We start from the raw sequence: 19,497 nt of genomic DNA, 5'->3' as shown, positions 1-19,497 counted from the left end.
GGTTCAACCACAGGATTAAGATAAGCGAGAAACGTTGATGTCGAATACATATGATTCCTCAAGTATCAAGGTATTAAAAGGGCTGGATGCTGTTCGTAAACGTCCGGGCATGTATATCGGCGATACCGATGATGGTACTGGCCTGCACCACATGGTCTTCGAGGTTGTTGACAACGCTATCGACGAAGCCCTCGCAGGTCATTGTGACAAAATAGTTGTTACTATCCATGCAGATAACTCAGTTTCTGTACAGGACGATGGCCGCGGTATTCCTACCGGTATACACGAAGAAGAAGGTGTTTCAGCAGCGGAAGTCATTATGACCGTGCTGCATGCGGGGGGAAAATTCGATGATAACTCCTATAAAGTCTCCGGCGGCCTGCATGGCGTAGGGGTTTCTGTTGTTAACGCCTTATCTGAAAAACTGGAACTGACTATCCGTCGTGACGGTAAAGTGCATGAACAGACTTACCAGCATGGGGTTCCCCAGTCACCACTGAAAATAGTTGGTGATACAGAGCAAACGGGAACAACCGTGCGTTTCTGGCCAAGTATGGATACGTTCAAAATTACTACCGAATTCGAATATGACATTCTGGCAAAACGTCTGCGCGAATTGTCATTCCTGAATTCCGGTGTTTCCATCCGATTAGTCGACAAACGCACCAGTGCCGAAGACCTCTTCCATTACGAAGGTGGGATCAAAGCATTTGTTGAATACCTGAGCCGCAATAAAAACCCGATTCACCAGAATGTCTTCTATTTCTCCACGGAGAAAGACGGCATCGGTGTTGAAATTTCCATGCAATGGAATGACGGTTTTCAGGAAAATATTTACTGCTTTACCAACAACATTCCTCAGCGCGATGGAGGAACTCACTTAGTGGGCTTTCGTACCGCGATGACCCGTACCCTCAACAGTTACATGGATAAAGAGGGTTACAACAAAAAATCCAAAGTCAGCGCGACCGGTGACGATGCCCGTGAAGGTCTGATTGCGGTTATCTCCGTTAAAGTTCCTGATCCTAAGTTCTCTTCTCAGACGAAAGACAAACTGGTTTCTTCAGAGGTGAAAACCGCCGTCGAAACGCTGATGAATGAGAAGCTGGTAGAATACCTGCTGGAAAACCCGAACGATGCCAAAACAGTTGTCGGCAAAATCATCGATGCAGCCCGTGCCCGTGAAGCAGCACGTAAAGCGCGTGAAATGACCCGTCGTAAAGGTGCATTGGATCTGGCCGGTCTGCCGGGCAAGCTGGCTGACTGTCAGGAGCGTGATCCTGCCCAGTCTGAACTCTACTTAGTGGAGGGTGATTCTGCGGGTGGTTCTGCAAAACAGGGGCGTAACCGTAAGAATCAGGCCATTCTGCCACTGAAAGGTAAGATCCTGAACGTTGAAAAAGCGCGTTTTGATAAAATGCTCTCTTCACAGGAAGTTGCGACACTGATTACCGCACTGGGTTGTGGTATCGGCCGCGATGAGTACAACCCGGATAAACTGCGTTACCACAGCATTATCATCATGACCGATGCCGACGTTGATGGTTCCCACATCCGTACTCTGCTGCTGACATTCTTCTACCGCCAGATGCCTGAAATCATCGAACGTGGTTATGTCTATATTGCCCAGCCACCACTGTACAAAGTGAAGAAAGGCAAACAAGAACAATACATCAAAGATGATGATGCAATGGAAGCGTATCAGATGTCTATCGCACTGGATGGGGCATCCCTGTACACCAATCCACATGCGCCTGCGCTCAAAGGTGAAGCACTGGAACAACTGGTAACTGAATTCAATGCGGCGCAAAAAACAATCAAACGTATGGAACGTTTGTATCCTCAGGCGTTACTGAACAACCTGATCTATCATCCGAAACTGACAGAAGATACCTTAACCGATCAGATCAAAGTGGAAGAGTGGGTCAGTGCCCTGACTATCCGTCTGAATGACAAAGAGCAGCATGGCAGCACTTACAGCTACCAAATCCATGAAAACCGCGAACGTCAGGTTTATGAGCCGATTCTGTGTATCCGCACACACGGTGTTGATACCAACTACAATCTGGATTTCGACTTCATCCACGGTGGCGAATACCGTCGTATCAGCAAACTGGGTGAACTGATCGGCAATCTGATTGAAGAAGGAGCCTATATTGAACGTGGTGAACGCCGTCAGCCAGTGAGTAACTTTGAGCAGGCACTGGAATGGTTGGCTAAAGAGTCCCGCCGTGGTCTTTCCATCCAGCGTTATAAAGGGCTGGGAGAAATGAATCCGGAACAATTGTGGGAAACCACCATGAATCCGGAAACCCGCCGTATGATGCGCGTGACAGTGAAAGATGCCATTGCAACAGATCAACTGTTCACCACCCTGATGGGCGATGCTGTTGAACCTCGTCGCGCATTTATCGAAGAGAATGCCCTGAAAGCGGCGAATATTGATATCTGATATTATTGACTTTATTCAGGTATTCTATATCTTATTTCAAGTTGCAGATAATTAATCTGCAACTTGAAAACACCATTTTATATCCAACAAAAAATATTAATCATAAATATGCGGATAAATACTTACTAAAACTTACATGAGAAATTTCATTAAATTAACCCGATTTTTATAAAAAAAATTCAGAAATGATCCCGCTAAAATATATTAAAACCCAACCAAAAAACAATAAATAAAATATCAAAAAAACCCAATAAGTTATTGATAAAAAGATATATATAAATCGCTAAAAATCGCATAAAATAAAAAACAAAAGAAAAAAATACATATAAATTAATTGAAAATAATTTTATACCATCATACATTAGTAATATCACTCAGATAAAACATGGTGTGATATAAAATTTAAAATAATATTTTAGGATAATACATTCTGTAAAAATAGTAATTATGCTCAGTGAAAGACATCTACATATATAACAATACCACTTAGGAAAATATCATGCAGAAATTTACTGACCAAACATCTACTTTACCTCATATCATGACTGCCGCTATGGTGAAACAAAGTGATCTCCGACGCATCTCAGACAATGCCGATGCGCTTCGGGCTAAAGCGATGGAACTGACTGATTCATGGGAAGGTGTCATGTTCGCTTTACCTCCCGAATATATTGAAAAGATTGCCCTGACTCTTGGTTTCATTCCGGAAGTCGCAAGTCAGATTCACCATGAAATTAAATCGCTTAACTATGCGACCATCCAATCCCAAGCAGGTTCAGAGTCACTGGCTACCGAACATAATATGGATGCCAGTTTTCTCGCGCTTCGGGGTGTAACAGATTTTGATCATGCACTATCCCACGTTAATGACGCTAATGTGGAAAAAATTCTGGATGAAAACCAAGATATATTTCAGAAAATCCGCCATGCGCTTCCTGATTATAAGGCGCTGATGAATTTCAGACCTGAAACAGCTTCTGCCATACTTAAATCTTTGGGAGCAGATATATCCCCTGAACTACTTTATAAAATTTGTCCAAAATATCAAACGACATCGGTAGTCGATCTTGAAAATCGCAAAGGGGTCAGTACCGCATTTATTCGTTGTGTTACATTAACATTAGGAACAACGGTTTCTTAAAGCACTAATATATTTCCAGCCCCTTATTTTTAATATATTTATTCATTAATTACCGCCAATATTATTACTTATCGATTCTACTGGCGGTTTTCTCGAACTATCTCATTATTTCTATAGCTGAATGTTTTCTATAATAATATACGCAACATCCTGCGCAATGGCTCTGCCGCCCCCCACAGCAACTGATCACCCACCGTAAAGGCAGACAGATATTCCGGCCCCATATTCAGCTTACGCAGGCGTCCAACAGGTGTATTCAACGTTCCAGTCACCGCAGCCGGAGTTAATTCACGCATCGTCAGTTCGCGGTCATTCGGAATAACGCGAACCCACTCATTGTGGGATGCCAGCAGAGTTTCAATTTCATGAATCGGGATATTTTTTTTCAATTTCAGGGTAAATGCCTGACTGTGGCAGCGCAATGCCCCAACACGAACACACAGACCATCAATAGGAATAATATTATTGCCAGTATTCAGAATTTTGTTGGTTTCGGCCTGACCTTTCCACTCTTCACGGCTCTGACCATTTTCCAACTGCTTATCAATCCACGGGATCAGACTGCCCGCCAGAGGAACACCGAATTGGTCAGTCGGCAAAGTACCGCTGCGGGTAAAATCGGTTACACGCTTTTCGATATCTAAAATAGCAGACGCCGGATTTTGTAGTTCGCCTGCAACTTGATTATGTAACATCCCCATCTGCACCAACAATTCACGCATATGGCGAGCACCACCACCAGAAGCGGCCTGATAGGTTGAGACTGATGCCCACTCGATCAAATCATTGGCAAACAATCCTCCCAGCGACATCAGCATCAGACTGACGGTACAGTTACCGCCAACAAACGTCTTAATACCGTTATTCAGGCTGTTCTGAATATGTTGATTATTAACAGGATCGAGAATAATGACAGCATCATCATTCATACGCAGTGAAGAAGCCGCATCAATCCAATAGCCCTGCCAGCCCGCGGCTTTCAGTTTGGGGTAAATTTCGTTGGTATAATCCCCTCCCTGACAGCTTATAATAATATCCAGTGCGCTGAGTGCTTCAATATCAAAAGCATCCTGCAATACGCCTGATTTACCTGTAAATTCCGGAGCTGATTGCCCGTGTTGGGAAGTCGTAAAGAAAACGGGATTGATCTCACTAAAATCCTGCTCTTCCACCATCCGCTGCATCAATACTGAGCCGACCATACCACGCCAGCCGATAAAACCTACACTTTTCATCATGTTTACCCTGCCTTAAAAAAAGTCGTGTCAGCACCCCTGACACTCCTAAAGCTGACAAAATATGTGAAAAGGTGCAAGTAAATTTATACTCTACAGAGTTAACGGCTTTGTGGCTCTCACATGCCATTTTACCCTGAATTATGGTCTTCTCTTAGCAAAGAGAATCAATCATAGGTAATAGTTAATTAATTTATTATACCATCCATAAATTATATCATTTAATTTTTATCAATGAATTTATATCTTAAATACTCTTATATACACATATATTTCAATATATAATAACAACCAATCAAGAAAATAAATCATTTTATTTCACCAGCAAGAAATAAAGGAACAACTATTTTTAATAGTTGGATTAAGATTTGAAAAAAACATTTCCTCCTCTATTCAGTTATTTTTAAAACTGTTTTAATTAAGTATTATTAAAAATTATTCTCATCCTGAGACAACACGCTGATGGAGCTTTTCCTGTTGTCATATTCAGCGGGCTATTGTGCGCTGTTTTGTTTTATTGGATTTGCGCCTGCTTTGGTTGAGAGTGTTAAAACACTAGACTAATTACAAAGAAGTTATAAAGGAAATAAAATGGAAATAGTGATTGTTGTTATGGTGATTTTCTTCCTGATTATTGGGATTACAGGCTTAGGGACCTCACTATATAACCGACTGATTTTACTGCGTAACAATGTAGACAATGCTTTTGCCAATATAGACGTGATTCTGAAACAACGGGCTGATCAGATCCCTGCGTTAGTTTCTATCGTTAACAAAGTAATGGCGCATGAAACCGAAGTTTTCACCGCTCTAAGTAATGCCCGCCAAAATTATATAACTGCGGGTTCATTGCCAGAAAAAATCGCTTCCTCCAATCAAATGTCCCAAGCGTTAAAAACCGTATTCGCTCTTTCGGAAAATTATCCTACGTTGATTTCAGGTAACAACTTTCTAGAACTCCAAAAAGAGGTCAGCAATATTGAAGACAAAATTGCCCGTCGCCGTGAATCCTTCAATGATGCTGTAACAACATACAATATTGGTATTCAAGTTTTTCCTGCTGTTATTCTGGCAAATATTCTGAAATACCAACATCTCCCTTTGCTGGAAATTTCAGCAGGAGAAATAAAGTACAACGGTATTAAATTCGAATAAATAGACTAAAAAGCAGGTAATAAATGTCTTCTATAATAATAATGTTAATTTTTAGTGCTGTATTTATTGGCATTACCGTATTCATATTATCACTGATTTTTAACTTTCAGATTAAGCTAAAATGGATGACTATAACAATAGCAATCAGCAGCTTATTAGCAGGTATTTTTACGTATTTTAATCAGGATGACTTCACATATATACTTGTTTTTTTCTTCACCTTACCTATTTTTACCATATTTTTTGCCAAAATATGGGAATTTCTCTGTATTATTGTTAGCTTGAGGAATGATATAAAGCTAGGTAAGAAAACGGTCTTAACAGTCATTATTCAGTTAATATTAACTATTTTAATTTCTATTATTGGGTATTTTTTAAACTCATTAGATTCTATCGTCTCTTTCGGGTTCTTTGCCGTATTTTTTGCTACTGCCTTAATTTTGCTATGGCGAGAAAAAACACCTAAAAAAAATTTTTTCAAGCTCCAAAAAATACTCCCTACTTCCAAGATAGGCTCAATGGCAATGGGATTAGTTGAAGTACAAGGGAAAGCAATTGCAGAAAAACAGCGATTAGGAACTGCACCACTCAGTAAAAAGAAATGTATTGCTTATCTCTATACAGAACATAAAAAAACTAAAGATAGAGAAGGGAAAACGTATTATAAAATAATTGCTGATAAAACTTACTGTGCACCGTTTAAAATTCAGGATGAAACAGGTTCAGTAGCTGTAATGACTAAGGATTTATCATTAGTTTCCCTACCCCCAACTCACAAGTATGAAAAAAATAATATTCGCTATGAAGAACGGGCGATATTCAACCATGATACTATCATGCTGATTGGTGCTGCCGCAGAGAAAAATATTTCCGGAAAAGGTAACCAGATAGTTATTCAAAAAGATATCGAGAATAACATTCTGGCCGCCTCACCAGTAGAGTCTGTTGCAGACTGGAATAAACGGCACCCACTGGTTAAATCTGCTCTGACGTTCGCTTTTTCGGCTGTATTTTTAATAGCAATTATTTTAACAATCCCTTATGAATACCACGATAGAACTCTGACTATTATGTTTAATAAATCACCTTTATTCAGTTGGTTATTTTAAAATGAATTATTTAATTTTCGCTTTTATCATTATTATTCTGACAGTTATTCTATTTTACTGTCTCATGGATATTTACAATAAAGTTGTCACATTAAAAAACTATACTGAAAAAGCATTTGCCAATATTGATGTACTATTAAAACAACGGGCAGACGAAATTCCGGAGTTAGTGAATATTGCCGAAAAAGCCATGTTACATCAGAATTCACTACTGCTGAAACTCGTTCAATCTCGTGAACTCTACTTCAACTATCACCAAACCAATCAGAAAGTTGAGGCTAATAATCAGATTACTGATTACTTACAACAAACTATGTCAGTGATAGAAAATTATCCTGAGTTACAGGCATTAAATAGCCTGAGTAAACTGCAAAAACGTATTACTTTACTGGAAGAAAAAATCGCTGATCGCCGTGAGTTTTTCAATGAAAGTGTAGCCTTGTACAATACGGGAATACAGACATTTCCCAATCTGATTTTTGCTAAAATCCTGGGCTACAAACCACGCATAATGCTGGGTTCCGGTATAATCAGTGAATAAGGAAATATTATGCTAACTATACCCTTCAATCTGTTTGGATTTGCCGATAGTATTGTTAAAGAACCGGGATATGTCATTTTCCTTTCTACTTTTGGTATGATTGTTCCTTTAATTATATTAGGTATCCTGAAAAGAATTCCTTTCTTAAGCGTTTTATCCAATATTACTGCGGGTACAATCGGATTGGCATTTTTTCCAAACTTTACTATATTGATTATCCTTTTCTTCCTTAATATCAGTGGAGTACATTTATTTTTCGTCAGCACAATTATCTTTCTGAGCTGTTTTTTATTCATTGTTTTCAATTATCAAAAGTTGGCAGATTATATAAATAGACTTTCTCCTGCCGATAATCCAAAAATAACAGATAGAAACCCCAGAAAGAAACGGCGAAAAAAATAGCATAATCCTTCCTAAAACGGGACAAAGACTTATTCTTCACCATTATTGTACTTATCTATCATGGTGATATCGCAAGTAATCTATTTCCCTGGCATGTCTATATTTCAACAGAAGGTCATATTTGGGGAGCCATTTCTGGGTTGACCTTCTCTTGATTGACTAACTCACTGAATCAGTGTCGAGCAGATTAAAGTCCATTTTCATAACAGGATACGCATGGTTATGTCCATTTTAGTGCTGAATCGTCCACTGGCTGGCTTAATACCTGTTTATCAACTTTATAATCATGGGGCACATGCCAGTTCTGGCTACGTCCCTGACGAAGAAGAGCATGATCTCCACGTTTTAAATAGCCTGAATTCAACTCGCCAAACACATTGCTGTGTTTTAACATTTCATTTGACTGAGCCTGTGGAAATACAGATTTAGCGCCGCGACGATCCATCTCTTTCAATAAGCGGCAAATATAATCCGCAGACAGATCAACTTTCAATGTCCAAGAACTGTTGTTATACCCAAACAAATAGGCAAAATTAGGAATATCCTGCATCAGTGTGCCTTTATAGAGCATACGCTCATTACCTTCTATTTTTTTCTCATCAATCGACAGAGTTATTCCTCCCAGAGCCAATAATTTCAATCCGGTCGCTGAAACGATAATATCCGCAGGTAATTCCTCACCAGATTCCAGCAAAATACCTTTCTCAGTAAAACGCTCGATCTGATTAGTCACAATAGATGCTTTACCTTGTTCCAGTGCCCGTAAAAAATTGCCTCTCGGGATTACACATAACCGTTCGTCCCAAGGCATGTATCTGGGCATCAGATGATCCATATTAAAATTCACTCCGACTCTTTTACGAGCGGATGACAGCAAAAATGATTTTAATACAGTCGGTAAATGACGACTGGTTTTATAAAGCAGGCGGTGGACAAAAATATTACGATTTCTGCTGATATTATATACCCATCGCTTTGGCATGAATTTACTCAGATATATTGATATTTTATCTATCTCTGGAACTGAAAGGTAATAACTGGGAGAGCGTTGTAGCATAGTAATATGTTCAACATCATTTGCCATTGCCGGAACGATAGTCGCTGCTGTAGCCCCACTGCCAATAACGACAACTTTTTTCCCTTTATAATCCAATTCTTCAGGCCAATACTGAGGGTGAATAACTGGGCCTTTGAAATCATTTACCCCTTTAAAATCAGGTAAATATGCTTCATCGTAATTAAAATATCCCGTTGCAGCGATCAGATAATTGCAAGTGAAGGTTTGAGTTTCCCCACTCGTTTCCTCAACAACAGTGATAACCCATTGGCTGGCCGCACTAGACCAGTTTGCATTCATAATTTTTAACCCAAACCGGATTTTTTTATCAACGCCATATTCCTTTGCTGTTTCATTAACATAATTTTTAATTGAAGGCCCATCAGCAAAAATGCTGGTTTCAGTCCAGGGCCTGAATTTGTATCCAAAAGTCATCATATCTGAATCAGAACGAATACCCGGATAACGATATAAATCCCAAGTACCGCCAATAGACTGGCGACGTTCTAAAATAATCACTTTTTTAGCCGGGCATTCTCTTGTTAAATGGCATGCCATACCAATACCAGAAACGCCTGCCCCCATAATCAAAACATCGCAATGGTTATCCATTATTACCTCCGATAAAACACTCTTTTTGACACGAACAATTTTCCACCATCACAACATGTTATTTTTTATTCAATAAAACAACCATTTGTATTTATGAGGGGGGACTATCATTAATCGAGACAGAGGAATGGATATTATTTGGATAGCAACAAAGGTAAGCGAGTACAGCCAGCAGAAATAACCTGAAAGGCGAAGAGTACAGAGCTACTGAATACTTCACGTAGCTCCAAAATTTTTTCACTATAAATCAATCACCAGCCGTTTACCTTTCGCTCTGGAACAACAAAGCAGCAGGGATGCCTGGCTTTCCCTTTCTTCATCACTAAAATATTGGTCACGATGATCTGCTTCACCTTCTAAAATCACAGTTTCGCAAGTTCCGCAGATACCTTCACGACATAAACTTTCAACACATGCTGCATTATTTCTTTCAATAACTTGCAGAATTGTTGATTCGCTATCGACCTCCAGTTCAATACCCGATCTGGCAAGCACAAGAGTAAACGCATCGCCGGTTTTATCTTCAACAGCAAACTGCTCAAAGTGTAACTGATGTTGAGGAACCCCGGTTTTTTGTGCTGCTTGTTTTACTCCTTCACTTAATGAAGTTGAGCCACATGTATAAATGTGACTTCCTTCAGGCAATTGAGCAATGAAAGTATCCAGATCAATACGGGAGCCTTCGGATGAAACATGGCAAACGACTTTGTCTTTAAAGGGGGATGCCATTAATTCCTGCCTGAATGCATTTTCACCAGCATTCCGGTAGCAATAATGAAGTTCATAATCGGCACTCTGCTGTTCCAGCTGATGTAAATGGGACATAAATGGTGTGATCCCGATACCACCCGCAATTAATATATGTTTTTTCGCGTCAGGTACTATTGAGAATAAGTTATTGGGTTGAGAAATAAGCAGTTTATCGCCAATAGTGACTTTTTCATGCATAAATGCCGAGCCACCGCGTGAATTCGCCTCCCGCTTAATCGCAATTTGATAACGTTGTTCATCAAAAGGAGAGTTAAGCAACGAATAGGCATTACTGTAATGGCTGCTACCATCCTGCATTTGCACAAAAATATGACTGCCAGCAGTAAAAGAAGGCAAATACGTATTTTGATCAGGTATTAACGTAAATCGTTTAATTGTTGGCGTTATAATTTCAATATCACTGACAATAACGCCAAGCATTTGATAAGTAGCCATAAATTACGCCTCATAATTCATGGTAGATTTGAGCGATAAGATTATGAAAATAAGCTATGCCATGCTCACTCATACCACTTCCTGTGCTATCAGCCATGATTCTCCCCTGACCACGATAACCACGGGATTTCAGCCCTTTTTGTACGCTTTCAACCAAACGCAGATCTTCCGGGCGAAAAACATCGCGATACCATTCGATCAACTCTTTTTGCTCCTGAGTCAGATCCTCATTAGTAAAGTAAATATCGTAATGTTGTAGTGTTGTTTCCGCATCAACCGGGAATTCATAAATCACCGTCATCATGCCTTTAATGGGCGTGACGTTATACATGGTACAAGGCCATAACCAAAAACCGTGGAATGAGGATTCGCCTTCAAATCGGAAAGATTGCTCAGAAGGAATTGCATAGCCAAATTGCAGTGACCAATTATCATGCATCGTATGCCAGTAGCGATCAACCTGAACAGACGTAGAAAAACCCGGATGTGCGGGAGCACAGTGATAACATTCCAGATAGTTATCAACAATACTTTTCCAGTTAGCCGGAGTTACTGTCGTAAAACGAGCCGCCAGTTTTAAATCGTACACGTCAGGGCAGGCTTCCAGCACTTTCTCACCTAACCCCGGTAGCTGTTGCTCAACAGTACCGGCATTCATGTCCATATTAATAAAGATAAATCCGGCATATTCTTCCAGCTTAACCGGTGTCAGAGTCGCTAAACTTTTATCAAAATTAGCGACATTTTCACAATTACGCGCATGCGCTAAGGTGCCATCAAGTTTAAAGGCCCACGCATGATAAGGGCAGGTAATCACATTTTTTGCTTTACCTTCCCCTTTTAATAACTGGTGCCCACGGTGAGGACAAACATTGAAAAATGCACGTAATACTTTGTCACGCCCACGAACAATAACAATATTCTCACCAATAATTTCACGCGTGACATAATCATTCGGATTAGCCAACTCGCTGATGTGTGCAACACAAATCCAGCTCTTAGCGAAAATCGTTTCTTTCTCATAATCAAATACATTCTGAGAAGTATAGAAACGGGCTGGCATGGTATAGGCTTCTAGCGGATTTGCACAAAAGTCTCTTGGCAATGTGAAATCAGGATGTTGGATACTCATATCAATTCCTTAATCTTTTTATGACGTTTATATACTGTGTTGTTAATTATTGCTGTCGTGGATGAAGGTAGTGTGAGTGTTTTCTGCTTTTATAGGCACCGGAATAACAATATTTTCCTGCTGATTGGAAGTATCAATAAGGTGGGCTGGAACATGAGCATAATCCTGTTTTATCCAGCGAATAAAACCATAGACCTTAAACAACAGAATCACCAGAAACGGCAATGCGGTAAGCACGACGGTTGTTTTCATTGTCTCCAGAGAAGCTTGTGTAAACAGAATCGAAAGAGGAATAAGTGTAATCACCACACACCAGAAAAGACGCAAATTCCGGCTGGGGTCCTGACCTTCTCTTAAATTTCGGGTACTGGTTGCAGCCATCGTATAGGCAACAGCATCCATGTGTGAGGCCAGAAAAATAATCATAATGAAGAGATAGGCAACAAGGAAAAACTGACCGAATGGTAATGCATTCAAGAGTTGATGAACCGCAGTTTCACCACCTAATGTATTTAATATTTCAGGAACATTAATCGTTCCGGTAATAAATTGGTGCATCGCATAACTTTCCAGAACACCAAAGAAAAACCAGCAGCCAAAAGTGCTGCCTAATAACAACGCCCAAATAACTTCTTTGATTTTACGCCCGTGAGAAACTCTCGTCACAAACATAGCCACACCGGGAGTGTATGAAATCCACCACAACCAATAGAAAACTGTCCAGCTACGGGTAAATTGCCCATCCCCCATTGGATCAGTAAACAGGCTCATTTGCAGGAAATTCTGCATCGTCAGACCAATGGTATGAATAATATTATTAGTGATAAATTCTGTCGGCCCTGCTATCAGAACCAGAGCAGCAAACCCCAGTGCTCCCCAGCCCACCATCTGGCTTAAACGCCGCATACCATTATCGATACCAATATAAGAGCTTAAGCTGAAAATTAATGCCGCTAATAATATTATTCCGGCCTGAACCATAAAATTATTCGGTATACCTGTTAACACCGAAAGGCCGCCACTTAATGTCGATGCAGTAACAACTAACGAAATCGTTAATGCACCTACCGTGGCAATTAAGAATGTCATATCAACAAGCCGTCCCCAGAAACCCTGAGGGTTGATTTTAATAATGGCAGAAATGATCCCGGACAGGCTCAGACCTTGATTTTTTCTGACATGAAAATGGTAAGCCATCACCAGCGAAGCCAAAGCATAAGTCGCCCATGCACTGACTCCCCAATGGAAAAAAGAGTAACTGATACTGTATTCCAGTGCCTTCGGAGTATGGGGAGTAATATTCAGCCCGGGAGTTTGATAATAATATGCCCACTCCATCACCCCCCAATATAATGTCGATGAACCAAGCCCCGCGCAGATAAACATACATAGCCACGGCGCTGTGGCATATTCTGGCTTTCCTGTTCCAAGACGAATATTACCGTATTTACTGAGAGCCAGATAAAGCACAAACATCAAAGCAACAAGGACTAAAACCTGAATGGTTGATCCGAGTAAACGAGTCAGACCATTAAAAATTGTATTAGCAATAACACTTGTTTTTTCAGGGAACGTACCGAGTGTTATTGCTATCACAATAATACAGGCCAGACTGATGACAATTAGCGGGATATCTTTTTTGGGGTTGCTCAGCATAAAACCTCCGTTGCCACCTTGGGTATATCCCTGCTCTTCAATAGATATATACAAAGTGCCTGTTATCGTTTTGAAATCCGTTGGGTATATGTTGATATCGATACGACAAAAGGAAAACGTGTAACTAAGCCAGCACAACACTTACCGTTTCTTTTTGTTAACAACAAAAATATAGTATCGCTACACTATTTAAACAATTAGCCAAACAGTAAATAGATAAAACACATATCGTAATTAATGTTTTGTGATGCGCATTAAGAATCAGAAGACAATATTTGCCACTGGCAATAAAAAAAATCACACTCAAAATTCAAAGTGTGATTTTTATAAAAACAAAAGATAGTTAGGCTCTTAATAGTGTAAACAACTAATAATAGCCGCACCAACCTGTTGTGTTGATGCATTACCATTCATATCAGGAGTCACAACGCCTTTCATTATTACGGCTTCAATAGCCGCTAAAATATCATTATGAGCGTCCTGATAGCGCTGCTCACCTTCCCCCAGAAACTGTAACATCATGGCTCCGGCCCAGATCATAGCAATTGGGTTAGCAATATTTTTGCCATAAATATCCGGTGCAGAGCCATGAACAGGCTCAAATAAAGAAGGGAAATTCCTTTCTGGATTCAGATTGGCAGAAGGCGAAAGCCCGATAGTTCCGGTACATGCAGGCCCAAGATCTGAGAGAATATCGCCGAACAGGTTGGAAGCGACAACAACATCAAACCGCTCTGGATTCAACACAAAACGGGCGCAAAGAATATCAATATGCTGCTTATCCCATTTAATATCGGGGTACTGTTTTGCCATCTCTTCAACACGTTCATCCCAATAAGGCATACTTATCGATAACCCATTGGATTTCGTGGCAGAAGTTAATAACTTACGGGGACGGCTCTGCGCTAATTCAAACGCATATTTCAGAATGCGATCAACCCCACGGCGGGTAAAAACCGACTCCTGAATCACTACTTCATGCTCAGTACCTTCATTAAACCGACCACCAATAGAAGAATATTCCCCTTCCGTATTCTCCCTGACCACATAAAAATCGATATCTTCCGGTTTTTTGTTCGCTAACGGACAAGGTACTCCCGGCAACAAACGCACAGGACGCAAATTAACATACTGCTGAAAATCACGGCGAAACTTCAGTAATGAACCCCAAAGTGAGATATGATCAGGCACGGTTTCCGGCCAGCCAACCGCACCAAAATAAATAGCATCAAACTGCATTAATTGATTAAACCAATCATCCGGCATCATTTTGCCGTGCTTGAGATAATAATCGCAACTGGCCCATTCAATATGTTCAAACGATAAATGAAGATCCCATTTTTCAGCGACAGCCTGCAAAACCCGAATACCTTCAGGAAGCACTTCATGACCAATTCCATCTCCCGGAATTGCTGCAATTTTAAACGTTTTTTTCATCAAGTATATCTCATTTATCTGGGTACAGAATTGACTTTTCAGATATCTTATAATTGACTGATTTGTATTCAATACTAAAAATGTAGAAACATAATTTACAATCTATGAATAATCTTCCCTTTTTACAGGATCTGCGTGTTTTTCTTTTGGTAGCAAAAAGAGCCAGTTTTGCCGCTGCTGCGGAAGAAATAGGTGCCTCTCCAGCTTTTATCAGTAAGCGCATTGCAGTATTAGAGAATGTATTGAATGTCAGTCTGTTGCACAGAACCACACGTCGGGTATCCATTACGGAAGATGGTGAGCGCATTTATGAGTGGGCTCAACATATCCTGAATGATGTTAACCAGATGATGGATGAACTTTCCGAACTTCGGCAGGAACCACAGGGAAAGATCAGAATTACCAGCAGCTTTGGCTTTGGCCGGAAATTCGTTGCACCAGCTTTATCAGCATTGATCCAGACTTATCCACAGCTCGATCTTCGCTTTGACGTAGAAGATCGTCTTGTTGATCTGGCGACTGAAGGGATTGATCTGGATATCCGCATTGGTGACGAGATTGATGACAATCTTATTGCCCGCAAGCTGGCATCCAACCACCGGATCCTGTGTGCATCTCCCGATTACCTTGCCCGTAATTCAGTACCAAAATCAATTAATGAACTCCCTTCTCACGCCTGTCTGGTGATCAAAGAGCGGGATCATCCTTTCGGGATCTGGAAACTACAAAACAGCTCAGGAACCCAATCGGTAAAAGTCACAGGGCCGATGTCATCCAATCATGGAGAGATCATTCATCAGTGGTGTCTGGATGGGCACGGTATTATCCTGCGATCATATTGGGATGTCAGAGAGAGTATTCAGTCTGGTACCTTAGTGCACATTCTGCCGGACTATTACCAGCCAGCAAATATCTGGGCGGTTTATGTTACACGTTTGGCTATGTCCGCCCGTATCAGAGTAACCGTTGAATTTTTAGAACAGTATTTTAAGAAGCATTATTTGGAGTAAATGAAACCAAATTCATAGATAAACATTCCCTCATCACTTAAAATGAGTCTCCATTTAATATTATGGAAATCACATCTTGAATAATTACAAATTACTCCCGGCTCTGGTCTCAATCTTGCAAACACTTAACCTGACAGAGTCTGCAAAGCAATTGAATGTTACCCAGTCTGCAATAAGTAAAACGCTAAATCAGTTACGTGATGATTTTCATGACAAGATTATTGTGCGGGAAGCTAATCAGTTCATTCTGACAAAAAAAGGTGAAAAACTGAAAGAACAGCTTCCGGCCTTACTCCAACAGTTAAATAACCTGTATGCGCCAGAATTAATGGAACCAACCCTTTGCACCAGAAAATTTACCTTAGCCTCCAGCGATTATGTTGCTCAGGCTATTTTACCCTCTATATTTAGTTGTATTACAAAAGAAGCGCCTAACGTAAGTATTGAATACCAACTATGGCATAAAGATAATCTGTATAAATTAGCTGATCAGGAAGTGGATTTGGTCGCAACGATTGCTGATTCAGTGCCCGATAATTTATACGGAAATTTAATGGCGGAAGATCCTCTCGTAGTGATATTCAGGAATACTCATCCTTATTCTGAACACGCTATAACACTCAACGACTATATTAGTGGCCGACACATTCTTATCAGTGGCGGTGGAGATAAAAACAGCCCAGTTGATCAACAATTATCGATGATGAACCTGAGACGCCATATTTCTGCAACAGTTCCTTTTTTTCAGCCAGCTATTGGCTGTTATTAAAAACGGACACCATACTGACCATGCCACTGCATATTGCGGCTGATTTTTCTCAAAAATATGATTTAAAAATAAAAACTTTACCTATAGATATCAAACCACAGCCATACTATTTACTCTGGCATGCTAAACACCATGAAGACCCAGAACACAAATGGTTCAGAGAACTTTGCTTACCTTTCATCAAAAACCATCTTGAAAGAACGATAAAAGACGGTATGAAATTAATTCATACCCATCAGTAGATTTATCATATTTACACTCAGCTAAAGGGAATTAATATAACACTGATAAATTCAACATCAGGGATATAAAAAAATGCCATCCATAGAAACACTCATTACATTTATCGGGATATCTACCTTTTTATGTTTCTTGCCGGGGCCGGATAATATTTTGGTTTTAAGCCAATCAGCTCTGAATGGATGTAAGACAGGAATGTCTATTACTATAGGATTATGTATCGGTTTAATAATACATACTTCTTTAATCTCACTCGGTGTTTCCGCAATAATACGGGAAAATACTATCGCGTTTGAAGTCATCCGGGGGCTAGGTGTACTTTACTTAACCTATCTGGCATGGAGAGCTTTCAACGCCAAGCCTGTGAAGCTTGAAGATAATTCAAAGATTTTAAATGAAAGCAGCAAGCTGATTAAAAAAGGAATAATAATGAATTTATCAAACCCGAAAATTATTATTTTCTTTTTAGCTTTTCTCCCTCAGTTTATCAGTAATCATAAAGAAGCAATGCCTGTTTCACTGCAATTATTATACTTAGGGTTTATCTTTGTTGGCATTGCATTTGTTTCATTTACTCTTATCTCTTATTTATCTGGATTTTTACATAAAATTATAGTGAATAACTTAACAGTACAAACCATTTTAAATAAAATAACAGGTTTAATATTTATCGCTTTAGCCATTAACTTAGTAATGAGTCAGATTTAAATTCATATGACTCATTGAACATAACCAAGATAAATTGTTTATTTATGTAAATAAAAACAGAAAGATAAAAATCATGACCACAAAAATTGCCAATATGGCAAAACCACCAACAATAGGCATTAACAAATACGTAATACCAGAAATAATTATCAAAAAAATTATAATCTCGATAATGTTATTAATAACAAACTCAATTAAAAAATCCGAGATGAACTCTTTAAACCATCCTTTACCCGATTTTTTATCGCTCATTCTTAAATTTCCTTTTTCATAAAAACAAATAAATTTAATTATTGTAGCTAAAGGGTATGTATTTACCATACTCTTTAGCTAATTAATAGTTATATGATACCGCCAATATATTATTAAGCGCATGCAGTACCATCGGCACAATAAGAGAACGGGTATGAATCCTGACGTGGCACAGGATAACAGAAAACACGAATAATACGACAAAAGTAGTGGGTGATGAATACTGCATATGCCCGGCAGAGAATAACAACGATGTCATTATAATGGCTATCTGTTTTCCCTTTTCCCCATATCCCATTCCTGCATTGAGTAAAAAACCACGAAATATAATCTCTTCAACTATCGGAGCCACAATACAAATAACAATTATGTGTAGAAAAACAGTAAAGGCGGGTAGATAAACAAGATTTGAAGTCCAGGATTCTTCTATCCCAAGAACTCCATCTATCCAAATCAAAGCACTTATTGCCAATACCGGCAATATAAGATCTGCCAGTCGTAATTTACCCAGAGGCATTAAATTAAATTTTTTCTGGTAACTACGCCAGCAAAGTAATGAATAAGGCAACCAGAAAAGGAGACCTAATACAGGCCCAGCTAAGTCAGAACGATAAAGCTCTACCGTATTAGGAAAGAAAATCAGCACAAAAGGTAAGGCAAACCAGCCAATGTAGACTGCTATACAAATTAATGAGTGGGTAACTCGGTCTGTGTATTGCGTCATGCTTTAGGATAACTTCCATTTAAATAATGATGTTATACCACAAAGATAGCTAAATTATAGTCATAAAATCCCATTAGTATTTGGTCTAATTATTCGGATTCACAGGAAATTAAAATTAGCCTGACAGAAATTTAAATCCATCGATTTTATCTGATCCGCCAATATCCGCCTTTTTTCGCACCAACCCGAATTAAATACCCACATTCCTGCAATATTTTGATATTTCGTTCTATTGTTCGAGGAGTAACTCTCAAATTATCAGCTAATTGAGCTATTGTTATCGCTGGGTCGCTGGCAATCATAGACAGGATTTTTTTCGCAGTCGCATTCAGTACAGGGGAATTTTCTTCCGATATTTCTTCCGATATTTCTTCCGACATTGCAGTCATATCTGGATTTACGGTATCAATACTTTCCTGAAAGACTTCGACTAATTTGTCCAGCATAAAATCAATAAATGCCGTGCAGTCACTGACCTGATCGCATTCCCTCAGCACCTGATAATAGTTCAGCTAAAAAAGTAAGCAGCCACCATAGATAGGCTCTTAAGAATTAAGCCGTTCAAAACACGCATCCAATGTTTTGTTTTTACATGATTTTCTTTGTGGTGTTTTGAACGCGTTCTGGCATAAATATGCTTGTGCTTTTTCCAGCCAAAA

19 protein-coding genes are annotated in these 19,497 nt (G+C 39.5%); 10 read left to right on the top strand and 9 right to left on the bottom strand.

The features are described from left to right. Positions 1–37: 37 nt before the first annotated feature. Both gyrB and Xinn_RS00860 read left to right on the top strand, forming a co-directional pair. A complete protein-coding gene (gene gyrB, locus Xinn_RS00865) occupies positions 38–2,452 on the top strand; it encodes a DNA topoisomerase (ATP-hydrolyzing) subunit B (RefSeq protein WP_086954852.1) in 2,415 nt (804 codons plus the stop codon). Positions 2,453–2,951: 499 nt separating this feature from the next. Further along, positions 2,952–3,593: a hypothetical protein gene (locus Xinn_RS00860; protein ID WP_086954851.1), complete on the top strand. Its 642-nt coding sequence runs from the start codon at positions 2,952–2,954 to the stop codon at positions 3,591–3,593. A gap of 128 nt (positions 3,594–3,721) precedes the next feature. Here Xinn_RS00860 and asd read toward each other — a convergent pair whose 3' ends face one another. Next, on the bottom strand, positions 3,722–4,828 hold the full coding sequence (gene asd, locus Xinn_RS00855) for an aspartate-semialdehyde dehydrogenase (protein WP_086954850.1): 1,107 nt from the start codon (positions 4,826–4,828) through the stop codon (positions 3,722–3,724). Positions 4,829–5,419: 591 nt separating this feature from the next. Between asd and Xinn_RS00850 the strand changes: the two genes are divergently transcribed. From Xinn_RS00850 to Xinn_RS00835, 4 genes are read left to right on the top strand one after another with little or no spacing between them, the layout of a single operon-like run. Further along, a complete protein-coding gene (locus Xinn_RS00850; protein ID WP_186435653.1) occupies positions 5,420–5,983 on the top strand; it encodes a LemA family protein in 564 nt (187 codons plus the stop codon). Positions 5,984–6,006: 23 nt separating this feature from the next. Then, positions 6,007–7,092, top strand: coding sequence for a hypothetical protein (locus tag Xinn_RS00845; protein WP_143706530.1), 1,086 nt, complete (start codon positions 6,007–6,009; stop codon positions 7,090–7,092). A gap of 1 nt (position 7,093) precedes the next feature. Continuing rightward, positions 7,094–7,633: a LemA family protein gene (locus Xinn_RS00840; protein WP_086954848.1), complete on the top strand. Its 540-nt coding sequence runs from the start codon at positions 7,094–7,096 to the stop codon at positions 7,631–7,633. Positions 7,634–7,642: 9 nt separating this feature from the next. Then, entirely contained in the window at positions 7,643–8,035 is a 393-nt protein-coding gene (locus Xinn_RS00835; RefSeq protein ID WP_086954847.1) for a hypothetical protein, read from the top strand. Positions 8,036–8,255: 220 nt separating this feature from the next. Here the strand turns inward: Xinn_RS00835 and Xinn_RS00830 are convergent, their stop codons facing one another. The 5 genes from Xinn_RS00830 to Xinn_RS00810 all read right to left on the bottom strand — a co-directional run bounded on the left by Xinn_RS00830 (position 8,256) and on the right by Xinn_RS00810 (position 15,135). Continuing rightward, a complete protein-coding gene (locus tag Xinn_RS00830) occupies positions 8,256–9,704 on the bottom strand; it encodes a flavin-containing monooxygenase (RefSeq protein WP_086954846.1) in 1,449 nt (482 codons plus the stop codon). A gap of 240 nt (positions 9,705–9,944) precedes the next feature. Further along, entirely contained in the window at positions 9,945–10,910 is a 966-nt protein-coding gene (locus Xinn_RS00825; RefSeq protein WP_086954845.1) for a PDR/VanB family oxidoreductase, read from the bottom strand. A gap of 10 nt (positions 10,911–10,920) precedes the next feature. Beyond that, on the bottom strand, positions 10,921–12,042 hold the full coding sequence (locus Xinn_RS00820) for an aromatic ring-hydroxylating oxygenase subunit alpha (protein WP_086954844.1): 1,122 nt from the start codon (positions 12,040–12,042) through the stop codon (positions 10,921–10,923). A 42-nt stretch (positions 12,043–12,084) separates the two neighbouring features. After that, the gene (locus tag Xinn_RS00815; protein WP_086954843.1) at positions 12,085–13,698 is read right to left on the bottom strand and encodes a BCCT family transporter; all 1,614 of its coding nucleotides are present in this window, start codon (positions 13,696–13,698) and stop codon (positions 12,085–12,087) included. A gap of 351 nt (positions 13,699–14,049) precedes the next feature. After that, positions 14,050–15,135: a tartrate dehydrogenase gene (locus Xinn_RS00810; RefSeq protein ID WP_099137587.1), complete on the bottom strand. Its 1,086-nt coding sequence runs from the start codon at positions 15,133–15,135 to the stop codon at positions 14,050–14,052. 104 nt (positions 15,136–15,239) lie between these two features. On the opposite strand from Xinn_RS00810, the gene Xinn_RS00805 reads away from it, so the two are divergent. The 4 genes from Xinn_RS00805 (at position 15,240) to Xinn_RS00795 (ending at position 17,862) form a co-directional block, all read left to right on the top strand. Next, the gene (locus Xinn_RS00805; RefSeq protein WP_086954841.1) at positions 15,240–16,145 is read left to right on the top strand and encodes a LysR substrate-binding domain-containing protein; all 906 of its coding nucleotides are present in this window, start codon (positions 15,240–15,242) and stop codon (positions 16,143–16,145) included. A gap of 76 nt (positions 16,146–16,221) precedes the next feature. Beyond that, on the top strand, positions 16,222–16,914 hold the full coding sequence (locus Xinn_RS00800) for a LysR family transcriptional regulator (protein ID WP_211285990.1): 693 nt from the start codon (positions 16,222–16,224) through the stop codon (positions 16,912–16,914). Between the two features lie 20 nt (positions 16,915–16,934). Beyond that, positions 16,935–17,156 carry a type 2 periplasmic-binding domain-containing protein gene (locus Xinn_RS22380; RefSeq protein WP_211285989.1) on the top strand — a complete coding sequence of 74 codons (222 nt, stop codon included), beginning with the start codon at positions 16,935–16,937 and terminating at the stop codon, positions 17,154–17,156. 73 nt (positions 17,157–17,229) lie between these two features. Further along, entirely contained in the window at positions 17,230–17,862 is a 633-nt protein-coding gene (locus tag Xinn_RS00795) for a LysE family translocator (protein WP_086954840.1), read from the top strand. A 42-nt stretch (positions 17,863–17,904) separates the two neighbouring features. Here the strand turns inward: Xinn_RS00795 and Xinn_RS00790 are convergent, their stop codons facing one another. From Xinn_RS00790 to Xinn_RS00780, 3 genes are all read right to left on the bottom strand, one after another. Then, entirely contained in the window at positions 17,905–18,114 is a 210-nt protein-coding gene (locus Xinn_RS00790; RefSeq protein WP_086954839.1) for a hypothetical protein, read from the bottom strand. A gap of 82 nt (positions 18,115–18,196) precedes the next feature. Further along, positions 18,197–18,838 (bottom strand): CPBP family intramembrane glutamic endopeptidase, encoded by a 642-nt coding sequence (locus Xinn_RS00785; RefSeq protein WP_086954838.1) that lies wholly within the window; start codon positions 18,836–18,838, stop codon positions 18,197–18,199. A 146-nt stretch (positions 18,839–18,984) separates the two neighbouring features. After that, the gene (locus tag Xinn_RS00780; RefSeq protein ID WP_244590108.1) at positions 18,985–19,335 is read right to left on the bottom strand and encodes an HTH domain-containing protein; all 351 of its coding nucleotides are present in this window, start codon (positions 19,333–19,335) and stop codon (positions 18,985–18,987) included. Positions 19,336–19,497 lie beyond the last annotated feature (162 nt).

The sequence above is a fragment of the Xenorhabdus innexi genome (genome assembly GCF_002632485.1).
In the GTDB taxonomy this organism is placed as follows: Bacteria; Pseudomonadota; Gammaproteobacteria; order Enterobacterales; family Enterobacteriaceae; genus Xenorhabdus; species Xenorhabdus innexi.
Note: the sequence above shows the minus strand (reverse complement) of the source record. Positions and strands in the feature narration are given on the sequence as shown.